The organism is Dyadobacter frigoris (assembly GCF_005280585.1).
Classification (GTDB): domain Bacteria; phylum Bacteroidota; class Bacteroidia; order Cytophagales; family Spirosomataceae; genus Dyadobacter; species Dyadobacter frigoris.
On the sequence record NZ_SZVO01000029.1, the window covers coordinates 1 to 25,241 of the forward strand.

A 25,241-nucleotide genomic window follows, 5' to 3' on the forward strand; every position below is an offset into this window, starting at 1 on the left:
TTGACTAGTCGTCTAAATCGTTTACATTCATGGAATGGAATTATTTCTGAAAATTTTATTCTGGCTTGTGCTTATTGTCACATTGCTGTTTCTCTTCATTTGGTTTTGCTTCATAGGGAGCGGGCACAATATTCCCAAGGAAACAAATAGATCTTTTTATTCAGGGGCATCGATCCTTTTAGTCGCATTATTAACAATATCTTTCCTCAAAAGAAGGTCAAAAGTGTGAGCGATCTTCACCTTTCAGTGTTTGTCTAAACTGGACGCTTTGCGACGCAATCCAAGTGGTTATATAGAAAATCCATTGTTGAAACCAACCATTACCGATAACATAAAACTTGGCTATAATTACCGGAATTATTCATTTTCATTACTTTTTAGTCGCGACGACCATCCCATTGCCCGCTATCAGATTACCCAAAGGCCGGAAGGAAATTTGTTGTACGTATCTCCACAAAATCTTGATTTTCAAAACAATATTACCTTTCAGGCTAGTTTGCCCTTTAAAATTAATGACTGGTGGACTATGAATTATGGCTTTGTCGGAGGGCTAAGAAATTTTAAAGTCAGCTACACACTGATTCCGGTTGAAAAAACCTATTTCGGCTATTCTGCCAATTTTAGTCAGGTTTTTAAACTGCCAAAAAGTTTTACAATGGAAATTTCCGGTTGGTACAATGCTTCATCTTACAACGGGTCGGTTAAAACAAGAGGATTCGGAATGCTCAATACCGGAGTAAAAAAAACGCTGAAAGGAAATGATGGAAGTTTTCAATTTTCAGTATCTGATATTTTAAGAACAATGCAGATAAACAACTATTACGGAACATTGACAACTGAAGCTTTTTCAATTAAAAATCATGTGGCTTTTAATACAGAATCGCGGGTTTCTCCCATATTTAAATTGACCTATTTCAAATCTTTTGGAGGTAATACCGGCAAAAGCCAACACAGTTTGTCCTCCGGATCAAAAGATGAAGCAGAACGTTTGAAGAATAATTAAAACAAACAATCAAGGTGTATTGGCTGTCAAATTATTTAGATATACCTTGAATGACGTTTAACCTTTACCCGTAAAGTCACATGAAAAAACCGATTCTGTCGTCTGATCTTTCCGCTTTGGACCGAAGAAAATTCATCATAAATTCTATAAAATCTGCTGCCGGCTTAGCTTTAATAAACCTCAGCCCTGCTTTTGCAAAAGACAATAACTGGTCTGTCAAAAAACAATGGACGGCGCAGGAGGTAATTGATTTTGTATTAAAAGAAGGCGGACTTGCGCCCCTGAAAGATACGGTAGATACTATTAAAATCGGAAAAGCGGACCAGATCGTAACGGGAATTATTTCCACGATGTTCCCAACCATCCCGATAATCGAAGAAGCTGTCAAACGAAATGCAAACTTTATTATCGCTCATGAGCCGTCGTTTTACAATCATAGCGACAAATCGGATTGGGTAAAAAACAATGCAGTTCTGAAACAGAAACAGGAGTTGCTTGATAAACATAAAATGGTAATCTGGCGTTTCCATGATTATTGCCACTCTCTGAAACCTGATGCTGTAAGTTATGGTGTTGCAAAAAAGGCCAATTGGCTGCCTTATTATAAAGCAGGCGAGGTAATACTCAAAATCCCACCGGTTTCTTTGCAAAAACTGGTTGAGCATCTTAAAAAATCTCTGGCCATTTCACATCTGAGAATCATCGGGGATATGGATCAAAATTGTGAACGGATCGCACTTCTCCCGGGAGCCTGGGGAGGGCCGATGCAGGTTTCAACGGCTGAAAAAGAAAAACCGGATGTCCTCATTGTCGGGGAATTATCGGAATGGGAAACGGCAGAATATATCCGGGATGCAAGAAGTTTTGGTCAGAAAATATCCTTAATCGTTCTGGGACATGCTGTAAGCGAAGAACCTGGTATGGAATGGTTTGCAGAATGGCTCCAACCGAAACTGCCAGACGTGAAAATTACACATCTGGCATCGGGTGATCCTTTTACCTGGCTTTAAGACTTGAAATGGATTCCGGAATCGGATCTGGCTAGTCCAGCTCTGGTTCCGGAACATGGATACTGGCAGTTGACGGCAACACATTTATTTTTACAGGCTTGCCCTCTCTTGCTGATACTGGATTCTGTATGCCACCATCAGTTTGACGCTCGCCCTGACACAGGCATCAACTTCCTTGTTGCTTTTTATCCGGTCGTACGTTTCATAACTATAACAGTTTTCGGATTTAATGCCATACTGGCTTGCAACCATTTTCATCTTTTCCAGGCTTCCGCTAACAAGTGCAGTCAGTTTCGATTTTTTGTATGAATTTAGAGCCGGAAGAATTCCTTCCAGTGATAGATATCTCAATCTAACGACTGCATAGCCAATTCTCCGGTCTGGCGGCATGGGCGCCGGAATTGGTCCCGATTGCTGATCAACCTCAGATTTCCATTTTCCCAACACTATAGCTCCGACTTATCAAGGGGAATCTTAGAAGGCGCGGAAGTTGCCTTTATAGCATTTGGTGAACTTAATTCTTTTTGCATGATTGATGTTGATGAAGATGTACTGGACCGCCCTTATGCAAATCACATACCGGGCAATTTTAAACCCGATGATTTCAGGCTTTCCATTATCTTTTCCTGAACCGTCATTTTGGTATCAATGAAACCGTGGGCGTTAATCCAGACATTGACCATCACTTTATAACCGTCAGATTCGATCGATGATACACCAACTCTTCTTTCCGGCGATTTGAGGGTATTTTGAGAATTATCAAGAACGTTGTCGATATTTTTTTTGACTTCATTAAAATCAATAGCATTACTGAATTTCATTTCAACGTCCAGTCTTCTGCTTCCGGAACTACTGATATTAATAATGACTTCGTTGGACAGTTTACTATTAGGAACTATTACTTTTCGGTTATCAAAGGTGGTGATGATCGTGTAAAATATTTTGATTGCAGTGACAGTTCCCTCCTGCCCTTGCGCCAGAATATTATCCCCTACCTGAAAAGGCTTTAAGAGTAAAATCAATACACCGCTGGCGAAATTTTGCAGCGTTCCTGACAGTGCAAGACCCGCTGCTACGCCTATTGCCCCAATCAATGCTGCAAAAACGGTCATCTGTATACCGATGATCTGCATGCCAGCAATAATGAGTAAAACTCTTAAAACCGTTATTGTAAGACTTAGAAGAAATGGTGAAAGTGAGGGGTCAATTTCTTTTCTGACCATATGGGCTGACATATATCCGGATAACATTTTTATCAGCCAGAAACCAACCATCAATACGGCTACTCCCAGTAAAAATGATGCCCCTTTATCAAGAATCCAAAGAGTAGCCTTGTCATAAAATTCATTTATTTTCATTAACAGCATATTAAATAAACCTTTGATTTACGGCTATACGTGAAATATTCGTTCCAAAGGCCATAATTGATTAAAAAAACATGCTTGCGGACTTTACCTGATTTCTGTGATTTTGATGGAGGTCATTGCTAAACTATTTTAATTATTGATTTTGTTGTTAAAGCGCCACTTTAACCAATAAATATCAAAATCGATTTACTTAGCAATTTCTTAATTTATATACACCTGAAATAAAGGAAGTTATAACTACATACATTTCACCAACTATTAATCACTCAAATATAAATTGCTGATTTCTAATGAATATTTATATATGCGGATTCTAAATCTTTCAAATTTTGCATATTAAAATTTCGACCTGAAAAGTCTGATAGACTCCAATTAAACGGTGACGGGTATTTTTGGTGAGAATTGAGGATAAATTACCCCCCATCTGCATATTTGTTATACAGCGCTGATTGAAAAAAATTTTGGCAATGATGGATGAAAATACTTAATTGTAGGCCCGTGGCATATTATTTACATAAGATTAGTATCGAGAATATTTGAAGGTGAAAAATGTCATATAAAACAGATCAATCAAAGGCTTAAACTTATAAAATTTATGAATTGGCAGGATTTACGAAGAAGCGGAAATGTTGACGACAGGCGGGGCATGTCGGGCGGAGGTAAGGTTGCCGTGGGCGGAATCGGTGTTATTATCGTTGTAGTACTCGGACTGCTAACCGGCCAGGACCCTTCGGCGATTCTCGATACGATACAAAACTCTCAGTCTTCGGAGCAGCAGGTTCAGGCGCGCCCTGAAGGCCCGCGGCCCGATGATAAAACTGCTGATATGGTTTCCAAAATTTTGGGAAGTACCGAAGATGTGTGGTCGGAAATTTATAAAGAAAATGGAAGTCAGTATAAAATGCCTTCGTTACAGATGTTTGAAAATTCATCCCAAAGTGCCTGTGGAGGCGCTTCCTCTGCTATGGGACCATTTTATTGCCCCGCTGATGAAAAAGTATACATCGATCTTTCATTTTGTGATGAACTAAGGGATAAATTCAACGCCCCAGGCGATTTCGCCGTAGCCTATGTTGTTGCTCATGAAGTTGGCCATCATGTTCAAAATCTGATGGGAATTTCTGATCAGCTTCAACAGCAGCGTCAGCGTTTGAGCGAAGAAGATTATAACAAATTATCTGTAAAGCTGGAATTACAGGCAGATTTCCTGGCCGGCGTATGGGCAAATCACGCACAGAAAATGAGCAATATTCTGGAACCAGGAGATCTGGAAGCTGCACTTACTGCTGCCAACGCCATTGGCGATGATAAATTACAAAAGGAATCTCAGGGTTATGTTGTGCCTGATGCGTTTACACACGGAACCTCAAAACAAAGAATGTATTGGTTCAAAAAAGGTTTTGATACGGGAGATTTGAATCAGGGAAAATACGAGGATATACAGTAATTGACTGTTAAAAATTTACAAAAAGCCCGGATAAATTTTCCGGGCTTTTTGTAGTCTACAAGCTTTCCGCTGATAGAAGTATCACCTCCTATCATATTGTTTTAAGCCAGTCCACGAAAATATTAAATCACTCAAAGTGCATTTCGTCAATTCATTCTGTGCATTGGTCGAAGCATTTTTTTATTGATTTTTTGATAATCTTTCTTTGAGGTAAAAAAATTTAAAAATTTGATTTATAACGATTATTAAACTTGAAGTGAGCCATGAAAATCCTGATGTATTGCTTTCTCTTTGTTTTGATTGAAACCAACTGTGCAGCCAGTCACAGAAATAATTCAGAACAGGATCAAAAAGCATTAATAAAAACTACCGAAGCAATTCGTTCGGCATTTGCCCGGGGCGATATCTCAACCATTGCCTTATTACATCATCCGAAAGTAATCAAGGCTTTTGGAGGAAATAACTATGTTGACGGCCGCGACGCCATGATAAAAGGGCTGGCCGAAACCTTTAAAACTACAAAACTGGAATTTGTAGAAAACAAGATAGAAAATACATTATTCAATGGTGACACTGCCGTTGAAACCAGTATATTTACAATTAAGGTTACACCCAAAAATGGTAGTCAGATTTCGTATTCAAGAGGTCGGGCAATGGTAATTTACATTCGATACAAAGATAGTCCGACAGGCTGGGCATCCATTCGTGAGATGGTTCAGGCCGCGCCGGACGAAAAATAACACATTCGCTGGTATGAAAACAAAACTTGCTCTCCTTCTACTTTTGTCAGTCACTTCCTACGCCCAGGAATTCAAAGCGTCCATCAATGATTTGGCATTTATGTCGGGAACGTGGACTATGAAACATGAATGGGGCGACATGGAAGAGTTTTGGGGACCACCCATGGGCAATTCCCTGATATCCAGTTATCGTTGCGTAAAAGATGGGAAAGTCGTTTTTTACGAATTTGTCGTTATCGAACAAGTTGAAAATGTACCGGTGATGAAATTGCGTCATTTCAACCCGGGAAGCATTGGTTGGGAAGATAAAAATTCACCATTGGAATATCCACTCGTTTCACTTTCAAAAAATAAAGCGGTGTTTGAAGCAAAAGACAAATCCCTGAGACTGATTTACCAACTTACAACCGGCAATCTTGAAGTAATCCTGGAAGAGAAAAATAAAAATAATGGGATGGAAAAGATGGTTTTTGCTTATAAGCGTAAGAAATAATCGATTATAATCTGTATTAGTTACAAATTATGCTTTCAAAAAACCTGCTCAAATTTTAATAATTTCTTTTGGATAACCTGTTTATCGGTATCGGATTTAGCCAATAGAAGTGCACTTTGTAAATTCATTTTTGCCTTTTCATTATCAACATTTTCATACAAGGTTCCTAACAGCATAAAGTAAAAATGATTGTTTACCAAATTTATTTTTTCCGCTTCCGGAATCGCCGTCATTTTACCTTTCACCTTTGAAAGTGCGTATGTACGGTTAAGGGCAGCAACAGGCGAATATTCCAATATTAGAAGCTGATTATATAGCTGCAAAATATTTCCCCATTTCTCTTCTGAATCCGCTTTAACCGTATGCCAATAAGCAATGCTGGATTCAATATGGTATTTGGAAAGCAACTTTCCTTTGGATGCCTGACTTAGAAAATACATTCCCTTAGCGATCAATTCCTTATTCCAAAGCGACTCATCTTGGTCGTCATAGAGAATTACCTCTCCATTATTGCTTTTTCTTGCTTCAAACCGAGAGGAATGAAAGCACATTAAAGCCAGTAAGGCATTGACCGGCGGCGTATTCGTTTTGTCATTTTCATGAAGCAAATAAGCCAGTCGGATCGCTTCAAGACAAAGGTCATTTCGTAATACTTCATTTTGACTTTCAGAATAATACCCTTCGTTGAAAAGCAGATATAAAGTAGTCAAAACTGTTTCAAGGCGCTTATCAATTTCAATTTCATCTGGAAAAACAATGCGTATTTTTTCCAGACGAAGCTTTTCCTTTGCCCTGAAAAGACGTTTATTAATAGTAGCCTTATTGGTCAAAAAAGCGTCAGCAATTTCTTCAATACCAAATCCACATAAAATGCGCAGCGATAGGCCGATCTGCGCCTCAACCGGAATGGACGGATGACAAAGTGCAAATAACATTTGCAACTGACTATCCGAAATGTTTTCGTCAGACAGATCAATTTCAATTTCCGAAACTGATCTGTCTGAATGAAGCTGCAATTCTCCGGCAATTTTTTCTGAGAAAATGGCATTTCGCGTTAGCTGATTTTTAGCTTTATTCCTGGCAACTGCATACAGCCAGGCCGTTGGATTTTCAGGCAAACCCTTGTAACTCCACACCTCGACAGCCAATAAAAAAGTATCGCTTGCAATGTCCTCAGCCATTTCAATATGCTCAATACCAAATCGTTTGCAAAGCACAGAAGTTATTTTCCTGTACTCCGTTCTGAATAAGTGTGGTATCAGTTGCTGCTTTTCCATGGGTTTACTTGCTTCTGTAAAGTTACAAAATCCACCGTGTTAGTGAACCCCGTCTCCTTTGGCGATTTTCCGAACTTCTACACTATTCCCTTCTCCCTGTAAAACGGGACATCCCTTTGCAAATTCAACTGCTTCATCAACAGAATCGGCCTTTACGATAATATATCCGCCAATTGTTTCCTTGATGTCTCCGAACGGCCCGTTGGTAACAACACCATTTGGTTTTACGACCCGGCTATCGTCAAATGGTAACCCATTACCTCCACTAAATTTGTTCTGGGCTGTAATACTGCCAATCCAGTCCATCGTTTGCTTCATCCAGATCTCCATCTGCTCGGGTGAAGCCACTTTTTGTCCATCTTCATGTCTGAAAATCAAAATGTATTCTTCCATTTTCTAAGAATTAAAGTGTTTAAAAATTAAGTTACAACTATATATCAAGTCACTTTGCAGGAATAGGACAAGAATAGAAAAAAAATTATTGATAAATATTTTCATTCCAATCAGATAACTTTTTAATTATCAGCGCTACTATTTGATTTCCTTAAATAAACAACTGAGATAATAATTTTCAGTTATTTATTTCACTTGCATATAAGATCAGAAAAGCTATCTTTGCACCCTGATTAAAACAAAGAGAGGTGTCCGAGTGGTTGAAGGAGCACGCCTGGAAAGTGTGTATGCGGGTGACTGTATCGAGAGTTCGAATCTCTTCCTCTCTACAAAATGCCGTTTGGAGCAATCCAAGCGGCATTTGTCGTTATCGGGACAAATTACCATGAAACTTTTGGTATGATACAGAGTAATGAAAAGAAACCGTATCAATTTGCAGCCCTAAGAAATCGGGACGGTGACTTGAAAAAAGAATGGTACGTTGAGTGGTACGTCTGGCATTCTCCCACGGAGGAGCTATCAGAAAGGATGTTAGAATATAATTTTGTTTCAAAGTTGAATAGTTCGACTGGATAGCTATTTCATGCTGAAGGTGCAATTGACAAATTGGTAGCCATGATGAGTGGACACTAAAAATAACGCACAACGATAAATCAAACGTGGAATTTTATAAAAACCTTATCTCTCCTTGCCTAAAATGTGCTTAGCTTCGGATAGTGGAGTCTTGCAGGATGGTACTGATGACACGAAAAAAGATTTATTTTTCAAAAACAAGACAGCGCAGGACAGTTATAAAAAAGTGAAACCACTTATTTACATTCCGATAACAAGAAATACTTGCATAATGTAAAGTGAATATTGTGGAATGAATGGCGGGTTTTGTCCTGAATTTGCGTGAAACAAACAGAATATTTACATGACACTTATTTGTCCGAACGCTGGACACAGTTCTGCGCAGGGGATAAAACTGCCTTTAGCGACCTGGTAGATCACAACTTCAATTCCCTCTATCATTATGGCACCCGGTTTTCGCCGGATAAGGACCTCATCAAAGATTGCATCCAGGATCTGTTTCTGGAAATTTGGGAAAAGAGGGAAAAACTAGACCACATTATTTCAATCAAACCTTATCTGTTTCAATCCTTGCGAAACAATCTGATTAGCAGACTCAAAAAACAATCCAGGTTTTCTGGTCTGTCAGCAAATGAGGAGCAGTTTTCAAATGATAGTACCGCTGAATTAAAATGGATAAAGGACGAAACCGACGCACTCAACAGCAGTCGTCTCGTAAACGGAATTGAGCTACTTCCCAAAAGACAACGAGAGGCGCTATACCTAAAATATTACGAAGACCTTTCCCATGAGGAAATTGCCAGCATCATGGGATTACAACGTCAGGCAGTTGCCAACTATCTGCATTACGGGATTCTGAAATTGCGGGAATACTGGAAATGCAAAACCATTCTGCTGACAATGATCATCGATTTGATGATCTGACAACGTCGTTTTAAGAGAATATAATTTTTTTTTCGATTTTTTTTCATAATCCATGGGTATGGAATAGCGACTGTTAACTCATCGTTTCAGAAGTAGCTATTTTAAACAATTCCATGAATAACTATAAGAACTTCGAGGTCACAGATTGGGTCGATGATCCTGGGTTTCGTAAATGGGTTTACAAAGGTGAACAAGATTCTTTCTGGATTTCGATCCTGGAAAACACACCGTCGCAGGCAGAAAACATAGAGCAGGCCAAGGATATTTTACTAATGGTCCGGGGAGAATTCGACAACATTCCGGAACAGGAACTGGCTTTAAGAAAATCCAAATTGCTTGACTACATTTCGCAGGAAGGACAGGTCAGGTCCTGGTGGCGGGGAAGATGGTTTCAGGTCGCGGCAGTACTGTTACTTACGCTGGGTTTTGGCGGATATTACCGGAAACAGTTTTTCCCGGTGCCATACAATGCCGTCCTCTCCCGCTCTGGCAGTACTGCAATCATTGAAATAATCAATAATACAGAACAAGTGAAGTTGGTGACTCTGCCCGATGGCAGTTCCGTAATCCTGAAAAAAGACGCCCGGATCAGCTATCCCGACAAGTTCTATGCGGATAAGCGTGAAGTGGTTATGCTGGGGGAAGCGTTTTTCGAGGTTCAAAAGAACCCGGATAAACCTTTTTACATCTATTCAGGTGAAATGTTGACAAAAGTTACAGGAACAAGTTTCAGTATTAAAGCCAACGCCACGGATAAGCAGGTGCAGCTCGTTGTTAAAACAGGCGTCGTGGAAATTTCCAGAAATAAAGCTGGTGAGGAAACAAAAACGAATCATCTGACCCTGAATCCCAATCAGCTCGTGACATTGAATCGGGAAAGCAATGAATTCAAAACACAAAATGTAAATGAACCGGTCCTGATCAACCTGCCAATTGAATCTCAATATTTCACATTTAAAAAGTCTTCGTTAAAAGATGTTTTTAGTACCCTGGAACTGGTGTACGGTGTGCATATCAATTTTGACAAAATTGTCACTGTCAAATGTAATATTACTGCCAGACTGGGCGATGAGCCGATCCTGGAAAAACTGGAAATGATCTGTGAAGTTCTTAATGCGAGATTTGAAATGAAAAACAATACGGTTTCTATTTATTCAGACGGCTGTGAAAAATAAAAATAAGTAAGCAACAACTTAACTGAAAAGCGCCAATGAAATAGAATATCTACTGATAAAAGCCGGTAATGCTGAAACATCACCGGCTGACTTAAATCTCCAATGCTGTTTCATGATCCGGTTTCGCACACCGGGTACGCTTCAAATTGGCAGAGGAGATGGCTTGCAACTCTGGTACTTACAGAACACAAAACCAAATCAAAATTATGCAAAAAAATCGAAAAAAAATCTATACTCCGGTTAACCTGATGCGGATATCAATCGGGCCAATCATACTCATCTTTCTGCTTATTGGTCCAATTTTTGCCAAAGCGCCAGACAAACAAAACGTCCTGGATCAACGTATATCTATTATAGTTACCGAAATGAACCTTGATCAGGTGCTTGAAAAAATCGAAAAAAAAGCAAATGTGCGCTTTGTTTACAGCCACGAAATGATCTTTGCCGATCGTAAAGTTTCAGTACACGACGAAAATAATCGTTTAGAAGCCATTCTAAACGGTATTTTGTATCCGCTTGGAATTACTTTCAAATTATCAAATAAAAACACCATCCTACTTAAACGCGGCCAGGTCAAAAATTCCATTTTAAAACCAGTGGATAAACCAAAGCATAACGCGACGGGAGCATTAGCCGATAGCAGTTTTATCATCAAAGGACAGATTTTCGACAGCAAGGAGCCGCCGGTTTCGTTGCCGGGAGTAACGATTCAGGTTAAAAATACAGATCGCGGCGTAACAACCGACCCTAATGGAAATTTCGAAATTTCTGTCAGAAAAGGTGAAGTGCTTGTTTTTACCTTTATTGGCCTGGATACAAAAGAAATCGTTGTTTCCAATACCAAAAATATGGTGATCTCCCTTGCTGAACAAAATACAGCACTGAATGAGGTCGTAGTTACAGGATATTCAGAGCAAAAAGCACGAAATCTGGCAAATTCCATAGGAAAACTGGATGTGAAAGCAGCCATTGCAAACAAACCGATCACCCAGTTATCACAGGCATTACAAGGCGGGGTAACAGGACTTACAGTTATGCAGGGCAGCGGGATGGCCGGCGAAGACCGCTCAAACATTCTAATCCGTGGAATTTCCACCATCGGCGGAACCTCTCCCCTTGTGCTGGTTGATGGCGTCCCTTTCGACATCAATTCAGTGGACCCGACAACGGTGGAAAGTATCACCGTTTTGAAAGACGCGGCAGCGGCATCAATCTATGGTGCACGAGCTGCAAACGGTGTAATTCTGGTTACCACCAAGAGAGGTATTCCCGGCAAACTTTCAGTCACCTATGACGGTTACGGCGGTGTTCAGAATGCGACTTATCTTCCTAAATTTGTTGACGCTCCAAAGTATATGACCATGGTAAATGAGGCATACGCAAACATAGGCGGTTTGGAGCCTTACAGTGAAACCACAATTCAGAAAACAGCCGAAGGCTCTGACCCGGTCAACTATCCGAATACGAACTGGTCCAAACTGATGTTAAAAAAGAATCCTGTGATCCAAAGTCATTCTGTCAGCATTTCAGGTGGTAATGAACTTGCCCGGTTCGCCGTGAGTGGTAACTACCTGTTCCAGGACGGACTAACGCCTAAACGCGATTTTGAAAGGTTTTCTTTTCGCGCGAATACAGGTGTTACGCTCACTAAAAACGTTTCCATGCTGCTGGATTTAGTGGCAACAAGAAGCAGAAATCGATCAGAGCTGGTGCGGTTTGGGAATTCCCTCCATTTGGTTTATTCAACACCTCCGAATATCGTCCCAAAATATCCGTTGAAAGATGACGGTTACCAGGCTTATGGAAATTTTGGAGAAATGATGAATCCTATGGCTGAATTGGAAAGAGGTGGTTATGCGCAAAATAAGAGAGATCAGATCAACATTAATTTTCAGCCGGTTTGGCAGATCACACCTGAATTAAAGCTAAGGGGACAATATCTTTATCGTGTTACTTCTGAAGGCGGCTTAACTAACCGAAATTCCTACAATTTCCTTGATTACTATACGGGAAATCTTGTTTTCACCTATACCAATCAAAAAGCGTCCAGCGTTGGAAGAGCCACGTATAACTATCTGTCTTCCAACCTTGAATTTTCCCAAACGTACGGTAAACATTTTATTTATGCGATTGGCGGAATTTCTCGGGAGGCAAATTTCATTTCCAATTTTGACCAGGCAAACCTGGCCTCTTATTTTGTGAAGTTCAACTATGTTTTTAACAATAAGTATTTGTTGGAAAGTACTGTAAGGACAGACGGCTCTTCCAAATTTGGTCCTGGTCACAAATGGGGAACATTTCCTTCGGTTGCATTGGGTTGGAATGTTCACAACGAGGATTTCCTGAAAGACGTTAAGTTCGTTACCAGTTTCAAGCTAAGAGCATCTTATGGGTTGATGGGTAATAATGGCAGAAATGACGACGTAAATGAGCTTTATAGATATCAAAGTCTGATCGACGGTGGAAACGGAAATGAAACTTCGATAGGAAATCCGGCAATCACCTGGGAAACTGTCAAAATGCTGGACATAGGAACCGATATAAGATTGTTTCAAAATCTGGGTTTGACGATCGACTGGTTTAGTAAAACAACGGATAACATTTTGCTTACACCGCCATTATCACTTTCATCCGGGGTAGCTACGCTTCCGATCAATTCGGGTTCAGTATCCAATAAAGGCTGGGAATTTATGCTTAATTATTCCAAAACGTTCAGCAGAGATTTCGAAATGAGTGCCAGCGTCGGGTATTCGTATTACAGCAATAAAATCCTGTCACTTAGAGGCGGACCATATATTGGAACCAGCGGTGTTGACATCAATGAAGTTGGCCAGCCGATCAACAGCTACTATCTGTACAAAACGGATGGTTTACTCACACAAAAAGACATAGACGGCGGGACAACACTTTTACCGGGACAACAAATCGGGGATATTAAATACGTTGATATTAATGGGGATAAAAATATAGACAAAGCCGATAAAGTGATTTCTGGCAACCCAAATCCCCAGGGCAGCTATTTTACAAACCTGAACTTTGTTTACAAAAGATTCTCGCTCGAAACCCAGATCAATGGCTTCACAAAAAGTCTGGCCTACTACACGGGACGATACCAAACGCCGTTGAACGTTACTTCCAATTTTGACGGAGGAACACCGATGCAATTTCAGACGGATTACTGGACCCCGCAAAACCCGAATGCAATGTTTCCAAGACTGGCACCCGCTCCGGGCAATAATGTCCTTCCGGCCGACTATTGGCTAACCAATGCTGCATTTCTGAGAGTCAAGTACATACAACTGGGATACAATTTCAAACCTCAGTTCATTAAAAAATTAAAAATAACCAATCTGCGTGTGTTTGTCAATACACAAAACGCGATCACGCTTAGTAAAATGAAATACTTTGATCCGGAAACAAGGGGCAGTGAAGCCAACTACCCGATGATGAAAGTGTATACCGTTGGATTGAATGTTAAATTTTAAACTCAACTAAATCATGAAAAGGATATATATTTTATTAATAACGATGTTTTTTCTGAGTTCCTGTAATGATGATTTCCTGACGAAGGATCACCCTACTGCTACCACCGACGAAAATTTCTGGAACACGGAAGGTGAAATCAACACAGCGCTCAATGCGATTTATGAACAGGTACCAACCGGTCAGTTTCAATTTAAAAGAAATACCAGAATCACCTTCGAAGGTATGACCGACAATGCCGTTTGGTATGCAAATTTCTTTGGAGAGGTAAATACAATTGCCCTGGGAAATGCCAATTCACAAATGAGAGGAGGTGACTGGTATGCAGTACAGCCGGTTTGGGAAGAAAATTATATCGCTATCCGCCGCGCCAACAGGTTTCTCGAACATGCAGGAAAAGCGCTGATAGAACCGAATCTAAAAAAACGGTACTTTGCAGAAGCACGCGCTTTGAGAGCCTGGCTTCACCTGGACCTATTTTTGTATTACGGCGAAGTACCCATTGTTACTGCTGTTGTGCTTCCTACCGAAACTGATCTTAAAAAGAATTCCCGGCAGGAAATTGTAGACTTTATTGTCGCAGAACTTGATGCGGCCTCCGCTGATTTGCCCACGACTTATCCAATCAATGATGTAAAGAGGATTACCAAAGGTGCCTGTTACACTATGAAAACTGTTGCATTGCTCAACAACCGCCAATATACGATGGCAGCTACGGCGGCCAAACAAGTCATTGACCTGAATCTTTACAAGCTTCACCCAAACTACTTAAACTTGTTCAATTACGAAGGGCAGGTAAATGAAGAGCGAATATTTATAAAACAAGCTGGAAATAATGACAGTTTTTACAGGAGTGCGCCAGGATATCTTGGGGGAAATGCTTGTCTTAATCCAACGGGTTCTCTTATGAATACCTATGAAACCAGACAGGGCAAAACTTTGGCAGAATTAGGGACAGACAGCACTGAAATTTACAGGCAAAATCCCAATTATAAATCCAACCGCGATCCGAGGATGGACGCCACGATTGCTTATCCGGGCTCAACCTATTACGGCAAACTTGACCCCTGGGATGATTCGCCTAATAACCCAAACAGACTGGCCGCCATTTATTCGTCCAAAACCGGTTATTGGCTCAGAAAGTACGTAGATCTGGCTGATAAAGGAAAAGGAGGCTCGCTGGATTATATGATATATCGCTACGGAGATCTTTTACTAATGTATGTTGAAGCTTTGGTTGAAAGTGGCAAATGGAATGATCCGGATGTTATTAAATACATCAACCAGATCAGGAACCGGGCCAAAATGCCAAATGCAGATATAGCTGTTTACAATTCGGAAGCTAAAATAAGGGAACTTTATCAACGGGAACGACGTGTAGAACTTGCCTTTGAAGGAAGCCGTTTGTTTGACATAAGGAGATGGAAAATTGGAGAAAAAGTAATGAATGGTATTGTTGAAGGAGCCATTAATCCAAAAACAAAAAAGGCAGTTAACGTTGAAACCCGCACATTTTCGCAAAAAGATTATTTATGGCCCATTCCGGCCAGAGAAACGGAGGGAAACCCAAACATGACTCAAAACCCAGGGTACTAGCACTTCCGTCAGTCAGCTACCCGTTGGATCCGTGTGACTGTTTACGCTGTCACATGGATCCAACGGCAATGAGTATCAAATACCAGGCAAGGCCAACGGCAGAACCGCTATCTTGCCTTGCCGCCAGGATACCTGTCTCCTACGATTTGGATCTGTGATATTGCCTCTGTGAGCATTTTCAAATCTTCGGCACTAAATTCATAATCAGCTGACCAAAGGTTTTCTTGTAAATGTGCTTGCTTCGATGTACCAGGTATTGGAACAACCCAAGGTTTTTGAGCAAGCAACCATGCCAGTGAAACCTGAGCCGGGGTCAATCCTCTTTGATTTCCAAATTCTGTTAATAACTCAATAATTCCCCAGTTGGCCTGAATCGCCTCAGATGTATATCGAGGCAATGTTGGACGATTATCATTACCCGGAACGAATTTTGTTCGTTCGGTTAGAGAACCGGTGAGATAAGCCCTGCCCAGCGGACTGTAAGGCACAAAACCTATCCCTAATTCTTCACAAACCGGAAATATGCCCGTTATCGGTTCTCTTGACATTAAGGACAATTCAGTTTGAATGGCAGTAACCGGCTGTACGGCATGAGCTTTTCGGATATTATCAGGGTCAGCTTCGCTTAGTCCAAAATGTTTTACTTTTCCCTCTTTTATCAAATCGCTTACCGTTCCGGCAACATCTTCCATAGGAATTTTCGGGTCAACACGGTGCTGATACAACAAGTCAATTGTATCTGTTTTTAGCCTTTTTAAGGATTGTTCGACTACCAGCCTGATGTGTTTGCGGTCACTATTGAAGCCTCCTGTCAGTTTGTTATTTTGAATATCAAATCCAAACTTGCTGCAAAGGATTATGTTCTTTCTAAAAGGTGCTATCGCTTCACCTACCAACTCTTCATTTGCAAATGGTCCGTAGGCCTCAGCAGTATCAAACAGGTTTATACCTATTTCGTAAGCTTTTCTGATGACAGCAATACTATTTTTTCTATCGGGTACAAAACTGCGGTTCCAGCTCATCCCCATACAGCCTAGCCCAACGGCAGATACTTTTAAACTGTGTTTTCCTGAACCTAATGTGCGGTATTTTACGTTTGCAGCAGGCTTTATGTCTGCATCTGCTTGTATTGATGGTTTCACAGATGACGGGAAACTTAGCGCCGGCAATACCATCAGTGATGCTCCTAATGTTGTACCCGCTTTGAGAAAATTCCTTCTGTTTTGATGTTTCATGTTTGACGAATTTAATTATTTGCTTTGATGGTTTCCAGGTTGTTATTGGTAATACTGAATCAACTTTTCATCTGATTATCAGAAAATTGATAATGCAAAATTATCTCATCCTTACTACATGGAATAACGGAAACCAAACAGTATATTAATGAAATCAAACATTTACTAGCTTTCTTATATTTAAAGTTAAACCAGGATTTTTCAGTTTTTCCTAATATTAAGGTCGGCAGGGGTAATAAAACTTCTATCATCCAAATACTCATAAAACGCTGGCTAACAATAATTTTGCAAAAATGTAATTTCAAAGTCAAACGAATATGTTAAAGATCATGACAATGGTTAAGTCAAAATGGGATAACATTAATAAATAATGTTTGACCGTTGTAATCAATTGTTTGATTCTTGCAATCTGTTATTTAGGCAAGTTCCTACCTTTATTTTTTATTTAACCAAACTGTAAAATGATAGAAACAAAAGGATATGCTGCGCAAAGCGTTGCCGAGGAATTGACTCCCTGGACATTTGAGCGCAGGGAAGTTGGCCCGCACGATGTACAGTTTGATATTTTATTTTGCGGCGTTTGCCACTCGGATTTGCATCAGATAAAAAATGACTGGTTTCCCGGGATATTTCCTATGGTACCAGGCCATGAAATTGTTGGCCGCGTGATTAAAGTGGGAGACCATGTAAAGAAATTTAAAGTAGGTGATCTCGCAGGTACAGGTTGTATGGTCGATTCGTGCCAGGAGTGCGAAAATTGCAAGAAAGATCTTGAACAGTATTGTTTAGAAGGTAGCACTCAGACTTACAATGGTCTTGAACGTGATGGTAAAACACCTACTTATGGAGGCTACTCGAATACAATTGTTGTCAGAGAAGAGTTTGTACTGCATGTATCAGAGAAATTAAACCTGGCTGCTGTCGCACCATTATTGTGTGCCGGAATCACCACTTATTCTCCTTTAAGACATTGGAAAGTTGGTAAAGGACATAAGCTGGCCGTATTGGGTCTTGGTGGCTTGGGTCACATGGCTGTTAAGTTTGGTGTAGCATTTGGTGCGGATGTGACTGTATTGAGCACATCGCCTAAAAAAGAAGAAGATGCCAGGAAACTTGGTGCCCACAATTTTGTAGTAACCACAGACGAAGCTCAGGTAAAAGCGGCTATGGGCACATTTGATTTTATATTGGATACTGTCTCTGCTGAACACGACTTTAACATGTATCTATCCTTGCTGAGAACGGATGGCACGCTGATCTGCGTAGGTGTTCCGCCAAAACCGGCTGAAATCGCTGCATTCAGTTTGCTGGGCGGCAGGAAAAGTATTGGAGGTTCTGGCATTGGAGGCATAGCTGAAACCCAGGAAATGCTCGATTTTTGCGCAGAGAACGATATCGTTTCCGATATTGAAATGATTGATATGAAAGACATTCAAACTGCCTACGACAGAATGGAAAAAGGTGACGTTCGATACAGGTTTGTAATCGACATGGCAACTTTGTAAGCATTATAGTATTTCTTTTTAGGGCTGTATCATTCTCGGTACGGCTCTAAAAAGAAAATTTATGCATTTATTACAAAATCTGAACCCTGATGTTTTCAGTCAAAAACTTCGTCCGCGACGCCACACAAGAAGAAAGAAACGCACTCAAAAATCTTTGTTTGATGATTAAGGTTTACTAAAAACGGGATTGCCGGTAAAAGTGTAATCTGTTAACGTGGAAAGAAATGCCAGTATGGCTTCTTTTTCCTCTTTTGATAATTTCATACCCTTTTGTGTTAGTAACGGATCAAGAGTTTGAGAGTAACGAATGTTTTCAGAATAATGATCGATCACCACTTGCAAGGTAGCAAAACGGCCATCATGCATATATGGAGCCGTTAGCGCCAGGTTTCTAAGAGAAGGTGTTTTGAAACTTCCCAGATCAGAAACATCATAACTGATCCGGTATCTTCCCTGATAAATCCCTTCATGATCCGTGTTGGTAAAATCCGAATCAATCCCATTGTTATGATAGCTAAAATCTGTAAAAAGCTCTCCTGCATGGCAGCCCTGGCATTTTGAACGAACAAGCTCCATCCCTTTCAATTCAAGCGGACTCAGTGTAGCGCCGGATTTCCCCAGTTTATAGTTATCATATTTTGAGTTGGCAGATATCAGCGATCTCTCAAATTGCGCCAAAGCCTTGACAATATTCTGCGGTTTAATTTCTTCGTTAAAAACGGTTTTGAACCTTTTCACGTACAATGGAACGGCGTTTAGCTCGGCAACCAGCTGGAGCAAATCCTGTCCCATTTCGTCATGAGCGGTTAAAGGACCAAATGCCTGAGATTCAAGATTTGAAGATCCTCCATCCCAAAACAAGCCATTATCCGCCCAGGCCAGATTAAAAAGAGCCGGCGTATGCCTCAAAAGAGTCGTGTGCGAAACTCCCGCGCTACTTAATGCAACGCCGTCGCTAAAAGCTTTCGACTGCAAATGGCAGCTTGCGCAGGAAATATTATTGTCAGCAGACAGTCTTGTATCAAAAAACAATTCCTTTCCCAGCGCAACACCCTCGGATGTCGCGGGGTTTTCTGTGTCAGCAGCAGGCTGTGGAAAGTGCTCCGGAACCGCCAGGTGAAAAACCTGTGGTTCCGAAACATTTTCATTTCTGCTGCACGCCGGCAGGATATTTATCAAAATCGCTGCCAGTATGGTCGCTTTCCAATGATTCATTGAAGTTTAATTACTTTACAACAGAGCCAAGCGTGATTGTTTTGGTAGCCATATTTACTGCAACAGCGGACATCAAAGTAGCGCTTGACGCATCGATTTTTGGATTTTTGACAAGATCCACTCCATCAAATACTTTCGTTACATCAACATTTAAAATCACAGGTTTCGACAAGTCAACAGTTGAATTAAAATCAACGGAAACGGTTTTAAAATTGGCGTTCAATCCGGTTTCCGATAAAAAAGAAGCGGCATCCGTCCCCTGTTTTACAGTTCCTGCGATTGATGAAAAAATGTAGCTCGTATGCCACATCCACGCAATGCTGCTCATACCATTGGCAATCGAAAGCTCACCAGCCTGCAAACTCAGATTGTCGTTGTATTTAGAATCGACACCGATTGAAAATGTTATTTTTTTGTAATCGCCTGCCGGAATCTCACTGAGCGTAATGGATTCGCGTTTGTTGGCCGGATAGATCATTTTACCACCATTAACGGTACCTGTAAGATCCAGATCCCCAACCTCTTCCATTAAATAGTACGAATTTGGCACTTTATATTCCACACCTTTTGAGTCTGTCAGTGAAATATTACTTACCCAATACCTGAGTTTGGTAAAATTATAAACCTGAGTTCCTATCGTGAAGTCTTTGTTCAGGGCAAAATCCGAACTTCCAGCCCGGGCATCGAAGGTAATGGTCGTTTTTTGAGAAGCAACCGGCGTAACGACATCGGAAGAATCATCATCGTTTGAACAAGAAGAAAATAAGGCGGCCACCGTAAGTAAAATAAGGATATGTTTCATAGAATTTGTTAGTATTTTGAAGCCGGGAAACGGGTAAAGAAGACATAATTCCCCCTGGCATTCTTAGAATGCATTTTTTTGATATTGATAAATTGAATAGAAATTAGAAGCCGGAGAAGGCTCCTGAAAACCTTGGCGGGCGAATGATTTGCCCTAAAAAGGCCAGGTAACGGGATAAGGTATAAGCAAAATAAACCGGTTTTTTTCTGACAAATAACTTCTCGCCAAATGTAAATGAGAAAACCGGAAGATAGAATAACTGAGCGACAGGCGTATTTTCAACCCTTTCTGTTGTTTCTTTATCCTTCTTTTCCTGTTGCTTTTTTAACAATTTGGCCAGATAACATTTCCCGTTGCATAGCAGTGCCGGGCGGTTCCGATTTTCGCAAAATACCTTGGCAATATAAGCTCGGTTGACATGAAAATACGCCACCGTTCCCCACGGACTAAGTGTGGGTAGCATTATAGAAAACAGTACTATATAGGCTATAAAGGAACGCATGACTGGCAATGAAATCGGTTTATTTGGAAACGGTTTTTATTTTATCAAACCTGAACATATTTTTATAATTATTGGCAACATCAGAAGAAAGCGTAAAGTCAAACATAACGCTTGGATGTTTTGCAATACTAAGCGGTACAGGCCCGTCAAAAACCTTTTTCACATCGGCAGTGATGCCAATTTCCGGAATGGTATCTTTTCCAACTACCGCTTTACTGCCGGTAAAGTCCAGTTTTATCGTTTTGATATTATTAACTGTTTTACTGTCATAACCTCCAAAAAACCCGATGTGGTAGTAAAATTTTCCGTTTGCCGAGGTCGATTGCGAAGAATATCCTTCGAATTTCAGAAAAATATAGCCTGAACTCCATGCCCAGTACATCCCGTCACCAGCCATATCTCCGGAAGGATCCAGCGCCCCTCCCCGCTTCTCAATCCCTGAAACACTTCGCAGACTATCCACGCCAAGCATATATTCCACACCTGTATATTGACCTTTGGGGATACGGTTCAAATTGATGGTTCTGGAAAGAGAATCCTGCTCAACAATGCGGAAATAACTGGAATCCTGCGGAATGATGTACCGTGTTCCATCCGCCCGACGAAGCTTGATGTTTGTTACAAAATAATTGAATTTTGTAATTGTAAAATCCTCACCAACGCTATTTGTATAAACACCATCATTCAGGACCAGATCCTGGTTTCCAACGACGTTATCAAATTTCAAACGCAGTTTCCCATCCCCTTCCACCTCAACCGGTTCGGGCTCTCCAGACCCAGTGCTATCACTGCATGAGACCAGAAAACACAAGGCAAATGTGGTCAGAACGATAGTATAAAGAAGTTTTTTCATAAAATTAAAATAAAAATCCTACCTGAATAAGTGCACGGGAACGCGCCTGCACAAACCCGGTTGATAGATTCTGGCTCAAAGGTTTCTGTCCACTGACTCCCAAAGTCCAGCGGTTCGCAAAAAGCGTCAGCCCGACGGTTCCGTTTAGCAGTGTTCCACCGGTTTCCAGTACTTTTTTTCCATCACGTACGCCAAGCTCTGATTTTTCAGCATACACACCTACGTTAGGTGTCAAAGAATACGACCCAACTTTAAAGGAGCGGTACAGATCTGCGGTTCCGTAAAGCTGGTTTCCAAAGCGGTAATGATCTGAATTTGTTGTATTGAATTTCCGGGAAACGTTCATGGCAAGTCCCCACTGATCTTTATTGATGGTATAAAAAGCGTTCAAAATAAAGTCTGTGGTACCAGTTCCCGATTGAAAATTGGCATTGGCCACATCCGTTACATTATTTTCATCGTAACGAAAACGGCCTGTGGGAAGTTTAATTCCCCCTCCAATCATCAGGGTGTGATTAAAATCCGAACTTTTTTCTTTGTCCATCAAAGTGTTGATCACGTTGTAGTTGACAAGAACCGTCACGTCACTAAGACCGTTTTGTTTTTTGGTGTCCGAAGTTGTTACCTGCTGCGCAAAACGATACGGAAGAAATGCCATTACCTGCACTCTTTTTATAGGAAAAAAACGTGCGTAAACTTCGGTAACATTAAAGGTCTCCTCGGTTCTGAGCACGTGGCTGTCCGGATGAGTTACAAAATTCATGCGGTTGTAGCGAATTCCCAGCAGCGACTTATTTGACTGAGGCATCAAACCAAAATATGCGCCACTGTTTGAGCAGCCGCAGGCATCGCAGGCAAAAGTTGTCGGCGACCATAATAGAAGAAAATAAAGGGCAATATATCTTGTTTTCATAATTCTGTTTTATAATGCAGTACCTACTCCGGGATCGGAAAATCGTTTATCAGAAATAAACTGCTCATCGTTTAAAGTTTTCAAAAAGGCAATGATTGAAAGTTTTTCCTGCGCCGTTAATCGAATGCCACGCTTTTGGCCGGCTAACATAAGTACCGGATCCAGTGTCGGCGACACATACATACTATCTGTTTTGCTGCTGTTCTGATCATTGGCATAATGGTCGAGCACTTCTGATAATGCGTAGTAACGGCCATCATGCATGTAGGGTGAAGTGAGCCCGACATTTCTCAGACTTGGCACTTTAAATTTTATCCGGTCCGCTTCGTCAAGTGTAATCGCATACCTTCCCTGATCGTTGATTTTGTTGGGAGTAATGCCATTGTTTCGAAAACTAAAATCGGTAAAAAGCTCGCCCGCGTGACAGCTGCCACACTTTTGTTTGAAAAGCACCAGACCTTCTTTTTCCTGCGTGGTGATCGCCGAAGCATCTCCCAGCACATAATAATCATAACGTGAAGTAGCCGAAACCATCGAAAGCATAAATTGCGACAAAGCCTTCATCATCCGTTCGGTATTAATTTCTTCGGAGCCAAAAGCAGCTTTGAACATCTGCGGATAATTCACCGGAACGGCAGCGCCTTTAATAGGCGTGTTCCTTAGCTTCACCATGACATTACTGACCGTTTCTCCCATTTCCACTTGATTCTGGATCGGCGATGGCGGGACAAAATCAAGATCATGAACACCTCCATCCCAAAAGAAAGACGTGCTCCACGCCAGGTTTTGAATTGCCGGCGCGTTACGTGTTCCCAGCTGATCGTCAACGCCATGGCTCAGCTCGTGCCCGTGATGTGTAAAAGCGGCCGATTGCTGATGACAGGTACCACAGCCAATAACATTGGTCCGGGACAAAATTCCGTCATAAAACAAAAAGCGCCCCAGCTCCACGCCTTCTGCTGTCAGCGGATTTTTTGACATATCATAAACCGGATCCGGAAAATGCGATGGCTTTATCCAGTTGACAGGTTTTGGTGTGCCCGTTTCGGGATCGGCGTTTCATTGTCAGATTTACATCCGGTTAGGATCACTATCAAAAACAGCATCAGAACCAGACAAATCTTACGCATCAGGCAAAAACCTTCTTTAAAATTAGTCAGCATGAATGTGATCCAAAGTGAACATATTGACATAATTATTGGCAATGTTTTGCGAAAAGTCCGTGAACATTACGCCTGTGTTCGCCTTGATACTAAGCTGGGTGGACCCGCTGAATACTTTTAACACATCAGCCAAAAGATGTACTTCCGGACTCAGATCTTTGGTCACCGAAGCTTTTTTTCCTCCGAAATCAACTTTTACGGTTCTTAGGTTATTGATTGTTTTCGCAGTACGGCCTCCAAATCCGCCGATATGATAGTAAAACTTGCTGTTTGCCGAAGTAGCTACGGGCGAAATACCTTCCAGCTTAAGGAAAATATAGCCCGGATTCCAGTCCCAGTACATGGCTTCATCATTGGTTGGCCCGCTTCCTATATCCAGAATTCCGGTGCGCTGAGAGATATCCGAAACACTTTTCAGACTGTCGACACCGATGATAAACTGTACGCCCGTATATTCTCCGGCAGGTATATTTTTCAGCGTTACCGTCTGAGATTCTGAATTTGATTCACGAATTAAAAAGTAGCTTGAATCCTTTGGAATGGTGTAACTGCTGCCATCGGCCTGCAAAAGCTTAATGTTCGATACGTAATAATTCAGTGTCGTAACCGTAAATGCTTCTCCCGCAGCATTCTGGTAATTACCCGTATTCAGAGCCAGATCGCGGTCTCCCACGACATTGTCAAATTCAATTCTAAGATCTCCTTTTGTTGTGGGATCAATCACCACATCATCATTTGAGCAGGAAACCAGTGCCATAGAAGCACATAAAAAGGAAAGTAAAAGGGAAACAGACAAGTATTTCAGTTTCATAATTTTATTAGTAATATTTTAATTGGTTTTATTTCAAAAAATTCAGAAAACGGCCGGACAAACGTTCCGGCCGTTTTTCTCATTACAGTTTATCGATATCCAAACATGCAGATGATTTCTCTGCCTTTGAATGCGGTTATACGCGGTGGCATTTTTTTCAAAACCCATCGCTTTCATTTATTTCTTAGCAAGCGAGTTAATCCAGCCAGCAATGACTAAAACATCCTCTTTGGGAACATGTTTCATTGGGCTCATCGGTGGATATCCCGGCCAGTTGGCTGGCTTTGGATTATAAACGAGTTCCAAAATCTGCTCTTTCGAATACTTCTTTTTAGCAACTTCCAGATAGGCAGGGCCAACCACACGTGTGTCCGCTTTATGACAAGCCAGACAGGCATGTTTCTGCAACAGTTTTTCTACATTTTCAGGTATTTTAGCAGCATGCCCGTTATGTTGTCCAAGGCAAACCGATGCCGAAAACAAAAGCGCAGCAGCCACTACAAACAAATTGTTCATGGCGATAAAAAAAGAATAAAATAATTTATTGACGTAACATGCTGATCAGCAGATCAAATAACATCCGAAAAACCGGAGTGTTGATCTTAGCAGAAAAACACGTTTTGGATGGGAGTTACCATTTTACAGGAATATTCAGAGCCAACGAATTCGTTGGCTTATAGACCAGAGCGCATAGTCGCTTTGACATGCAAAACAGGATTTAAATCTTGTTTAAGCAAAGAAAAAGATTCCTCAAAAATGGC

At 41.0% G+C, this 25,241-nt stretch carries 23 protein-coding genes and 1 tRNA gene; 11 read left to right on the forward strand and 13 right to left on the reverse strand.

The features are described from left to right. The first annotated feature begins 268 nt into the window (after positions 1–268). Together FDK13_RS33495 and FDK13_RS33500 are read left to right on the forward strand one after the other, a co-directional pair. Positions 269–1,003: an outer membrane beta-barrel protein gene (locus FDK13_RS33495; RefSeq protein ID WP_170982993.1), complete on the forward strand. Its 735-nt coding sequence runs from the start codon at positions 269–271 to the stop codon at positions 1,001–1,003. 80 nt (positions 1,004–1,083) lie between these two features. After that, entirely contained in the window at positions 1,084–2,013 is a 930-nt protein-coding gene (locus tag FDK13_RS33500; protein WP_137344382.1) for a Nif3-like dinuclear metal center hexameric protein, read from the forward strand. Positions 2,014–2,103: 90 nt separating this feature from the next. Here the strand turns inward: FDK13_RS33500 and FDK13_RS33505 are convergent, their stop codons facing one another. Both FDK13_RS33505 and FDK13_RS33510 read right to left on the reverse strand, forming a co-directional pair. Continuing rightward, the gene (locus FDK13_RS33505; protein WP_137344383.1) at positions 2,104–2,457 is read right to left on the reverse strand and encodes a hypothetical protein; all 354 of its coding nucleotides are present in this window, start codon (positions 2,455–2,457) and stop codon (positions 2,104–2,106) included. A gap of 128 nt (positions 2,458–2,585) precedes the next feature. Then, positions 2,586–3,371 (reverse strand): mechanosensitive ion channel family protein, encoded by a 786-nt coding sequence (locus tag FDK13_RS33510; protein ID WP_137344384.1) that lies wholly within the window; start codon positions 3,369–3,371, stop codon positions 2,586–2,588. Positions 3,372–3,975: 604 nt separating this feature from the next. Between FDK13_RS33510 and ypfJ the strand changes: the two genes are divergently transcribed. The 3 genes from ypfJ to FDK13_RS33525 all read left to right on the forward strand — a co-directional run bounded on the left by ypfJ (position 3,976) and on the right by FDK13_RS33525 (position 6,060). Then, positions 3,976–4,827, forward strand: coding sequence for a KPN_02809 family neutral zinc metallopeptidase (gene ypfJ, locus FDK13_RS33515; protein WP_137344385.1), 852 nt, complete (start codon positions 3,976–3,978; stop codon positions 4,825–4,827). A 263-nt stretch (positions 4,828–5,090) separates the two neighbouring features. Further along, positions 5,091–5,567: a YybH family protein gene (locus FDK13_RS33520; protein WP_137344386.1), complete on the forward strand. Its 477-nt coding sequence runs from the start codon at positions 5,091–5,093 to the stop codon at positions 5,565–5,567. Between the two features lie 13 nt (positions 5,568–5,580). Then, positions 5,581–6,060, forward strand: coding sequence for a DUF6265 family protein (locus FDK13_RS33525; RefSeq protein WP_137344387.1), 480 nt, complete (start codon positions 5,581–5,583; stop codon positions 6,058–6,060). Positions 6,061–6,095: 35 nt separating this feature from the next. Here the strand turns inward: FDK13_RS33525 and FDK13_RS33530 are convergent, their stop codons facing one another. Both FDK13_RS33530 and FDK13_RS33535 read right to left on the reverse strand, forming a co-directional pair. Then, entirely contained in the window at positions 6,096–7,337 is a 1,242-nt protein-coding gene (locus FDK13_RS33530; RefSeq protein WP_137344388.1) for an RNA polymerase sigma factor, read from the reverse strand. Between the two features lie 39 nt (positions 7,338–7,376). Continuing rightward, entirely contained in the window at positions 7,377–7,730 is a 354-nt protein-coding gene (locus tag FDK13_RS33535; RefSeq protein ID WP_137344389.1) for a YciI family protein, read from the reverse strand. A gap of 242 nt (positions 7,731–7,972) precedes the next feature. Between FDK13_RS33535 and FDK13_RS33540 the strand changes: the two genes are divergently transcribed. From FDK13_RS33540 to FDK13_RS33560, 5 genes are all read left to right on the forward strand, one after another. Then, positions 7,973–8,059, forward strand: a tRNA-Ser gene (locus FDK13_RS33540). Positions 8,060–8,624: 565 nt separating this feature from the next. Next, positions 8,625–9,227 (forward strand): RNA polymerase sigma factor, encoded by a 603-nt coding sequence (locus FDK13_RS33545; RefSeq protein WP_170982994.1) that lies wholly within the window; start codon positions 8,625–8,627, stop codon positions 9,225–9,227. Between the two features lie 113 nt (positions 9,228–9,340). After that, positions 9,341–10,402 (forward strand): FecR family protein, encoded by a 1,062-nt coding sequence (locus tag FDK13_RS33550; protein ID WP_137344391.1) that lies wholly within the window; start codon positions 9,341–9,343, stop codon positions 10,400–10,402. A 206-nt stretch (positions 10,403–10,608) separates the two neighbouring features. Further along, entirely contained in the window at positions 10,609–13,887 is a 3,279-nt protein-coding gene (locus tag FDK13_RS33555; protein ID WP_170982995.1) for a SusC/RagA family TonB-linked outer membrane protein, read from the forward strand. 13 nt (positions 13,888–13,900) lie between these two features. Continuing rightward, positions 13,901–15,481: a RagB/SusD family nutrient uptake outer membrane protein gene (locus FDK13_RS33560; protein ID WP_137344393.1), complete on the forward strand. Its 1,581-nt coding sequence runs from the start codon at positions 13,901–13,903 to the stop codon at positions 15,479–15,481. A gap of 107 nt (positions 15,482–15,588) precedes the next feature. On the opposite strand, the gene FDK13_RS33565 is transcribed toward FDK13_RS33560, so the two are convergent. Beyond that, entirely contained in the window at positions 15,589–16,716 is a 1,128-nt protein-coding gene (locus FDK13_RS33565) for an aldo/keto reductase (protein ID WP_137344394.1), read from the reverse strand. Positions 16,717–17,177: 461 nt separating this feature from the next. On the opposite strand from FDK13_RS33565, the gene FDK13_RS33570 reads away from it, so the two are divergent. After that, entirely contained in the window at positions 17,178–18,221 is a 1,044-nt protein-coding gene (locus FDK13_RS33570; RefSeq protein ID WP_137344395.1) for an NAD(P)-dependent alcohol dehydrogenase, read from the forward strand. A 165-nt stretch (positions 18,222–18,386) separates the two neighbouring features. On the opposite strand, the gene FDK13_RS33575 is transcribed toward FDK13_RS33570, so the two are convergent. The 8 genes from FDK13_RS33575 to FDK13_RS33610 form a co-directional block, all read right to left on the reverse strand. After that, a complete protein-coding gene (locus FDK13_RS33575) occupies positions 18,387–19,436 on the reverse strand; it encodes a cytochrome-c peroxidase (protein WP_137344396.1) in 1,050 nt (349 codons plus the stop codon). Positions 19,437–19,446: 10 nt separating this feature from the next. Then, on the reverse strand, positions 19,447–20,238 hold the full coding sequence (locus tag FDK13_RS33580; RefSeq protein WP_137344397.1) for an MbnP family protein: 792 nt from the start codon (positions 20,236–20,238) through the stop codon (positions 19,447–19,449). 103 nt (positions 20,239–20,341) lie between these two features. Further along, complete coding sequence (locus FDK13_RS33585; protein WP_229216331.1) at positions 20,342–20,701, reverse strand: hypothetical protein; 360 nt, start codon at positions 20,699–20,701, stop codon at positions 20,342–20,344. A gap of 58 nt (positions 20,702–20,759) precedes the next feature. Further along, complete coding sequence (locus tag FDK13_RS33590; protein WP_137344399.1) at positions 20,760–21,593, reverse strand: MbnP family protein; 834 nt, start codon at positions 21,591–21,593, stop codon at positions 20,760–20,762. Between the two features lie 4 nt (positions 21,594–21,597). Further along, positions 21,598–22,506: a transporter family protein gene (locus FDK13_RS33595; RefSeq protein ID WP_137344400.1), complete on the reverse strand. Its 909-nt coding sequence runs from the start codon at positions 22,504–22,506 to the stop codon at positions 21,598–21,600. Between the two features lie 9 nt (positions 22,507–22,515). Beyond that, positions 22,516–23,487, reverse strand: coding sequence for a cytochrome-c peroxidase (locus tag FDK13_RS33600; protein ID WP_170982996.1), 972 nt, complete (start codon positions 23,485–23,487; stop codon positions 22,516–22,518). 171 nt (positions 23,488–23,658) lie between these two features. Beyond that, positions 23,659–24,480 carry an MbnP family protein gene (locus tag FDK13_RS33605; RefSeq protein ID WP_170982997.1) on the reverse strand — a complete coding sequence of 274 codons (822 nt, stop codon included), beginning with the start codon at positions 24,478–24,480 and terminating at the stop codon, positions 23,659–23,661. A 177-nt stretch (positions 24,481–24,657) separates the two neighbouring features. After that, positions 24,658–24,996: a c-type cytochrome gene (locus FDK13_RS33610; RefSeq protein WP_137344401.1), complete on the reverse strand. Its 339-nt coding sequence runs from the start codon at positions 24,994–24,996 to the stop codon at positions 24,658–24,660. Positions 24,997–25,241 lie beyond the last annotated feature (245 nt).

Coding starts and splice junctions, on each gene's coding strand:
- FDK13_RS33565 (WP_137344394.1), bottom strand. CDS start 16,716: ATGAAACATCAAAACAGAAGGAATTTTCTCAAAGCGGGTACAACATTA.
- FDK13_RS33500 (WP_137344382.1), top strand. CDS start 1,084: ATGAAAAAACCGATTCTGTCGTCTGATCTTTCCGCTTTGGACCGAAGA.
- FDK13_RS33600 (WP_170982996.1), bottom strand. CDS start 23,487: ATGTCAAAAAATCCGCTGACAGCAGAAGGCGTGGAGCTGGGGCGCTTT.
- FDK13_RS33550 (WP_137344391.1), top strand. CDS start 9,341: ATGAATAACTATAAGAACTTCGAGGTCACAGATTGGGTCGATGATCCT.
- FDK13_RS33510 (WP_137344384.1), bottom strand. CDS start 3,371: ATGAAAATAAATGAATTTTATGACAAGGCTACTCTTTGGATTCTTGAT.
- FDK13_RS33590 (WP_137344399.1), bottom strand. CDS start 21,593: ATGAAAAAACTTCTTTATACTATCGTTCTGACCACATTTGCCTTGTGT.
- ypfJ (WP_137344385.1), top strand. CDS start 3,976: ATGAATTGGCAGGATTTACGAAGAAGCGGAAATGTTGACGACAGGCGG.
- FDK13_RS33575 (WP_137344396.1), bottom strand. CDS start 19,436: ATGAATCATTGGAAAGCGACCATACTGGCAGCGATTTTGATAAATATC.
- FDK13_RS33520 (WP_137344386.1), top strand. CDS start 5,091: ATGAAAATCCTGATGTATTGCTTTCTCTTTGTTTTGATTGAAACCAAC.
- FDK13_RS33535 (WP_137344389.1), bottom strand. CDS start 7,730: ATGGAAGAATACATTTTGATTTTCAGACATGAAGATGGACAAAAAGTG.
- FDK13_RS33570 (WP_137344395.1), top strand. CDS start 17,178: ATGATAGAAACAAAAGGATATGCTGCGCAAAGCGTTGCCGAGGAATTG.
- FDK13_RS33560 (WP_137344393.1), top strand. CDS start 13,901: ATGAAAAGGATATATATTTTATTAATAACGATGTTTTTTCTGAGTTCC.
- FDK13_RS33605 (WP_170982997.1), bottom strand. CDS start 24,480: ATGAAACTGAAATACTTGTCTGTTTCCCTTTTACTTTCCTTTTTATGT.
- FDK13_RS33555 (WP_170982995.1), top strand. CDS start 10,609: ATGCAAAAAAATCGAAAAAAAATCTATACTCCGGTTAACCTGATGCGG.
- FDK13_RS33610 (WP_137344401.1), bottom strand. CDS start 24,996: ATGAACAATTTGTTTGTAGTGGCTGCTGCGCTTTTGTTTTCGGCATCG.
- FDK13_RS33580 (WP_137344397.1), bottom strand. CDS start 20,238: ATGAAACATATCCTTATTTTACTTACGGTGGCCGCCTTATTTTCTTCT.
- FDK13_RS33530 (WP_137344388.1), bottom strand. CDS start 7,337: ATGGAAAAGCAGCAACTGATACCACACTTATTCAGAACGGAGTACAGG.
- FDK13_RS33525 (WP_137344387.1), top strand. CDS start 5,581: ATGAAAACAAAACTTGCTCTCCTTCTACTTTTGTCAGTCACTTCCTAC.
- FDK13_RS33595 (WP_137344400.1), bottom strand. CDS start 22,506: ATGAAAACAAGATATATTGCCCTTTATTTTCTTCTATTATGGTCGCCG.
- FDK13_RS33585 (WP_229216331.1), bottom strand. CDS start 20,701: ATGCTACCCACACTTAGTCCGTGGGGAACGGTGGCGTATTTTCATGTC.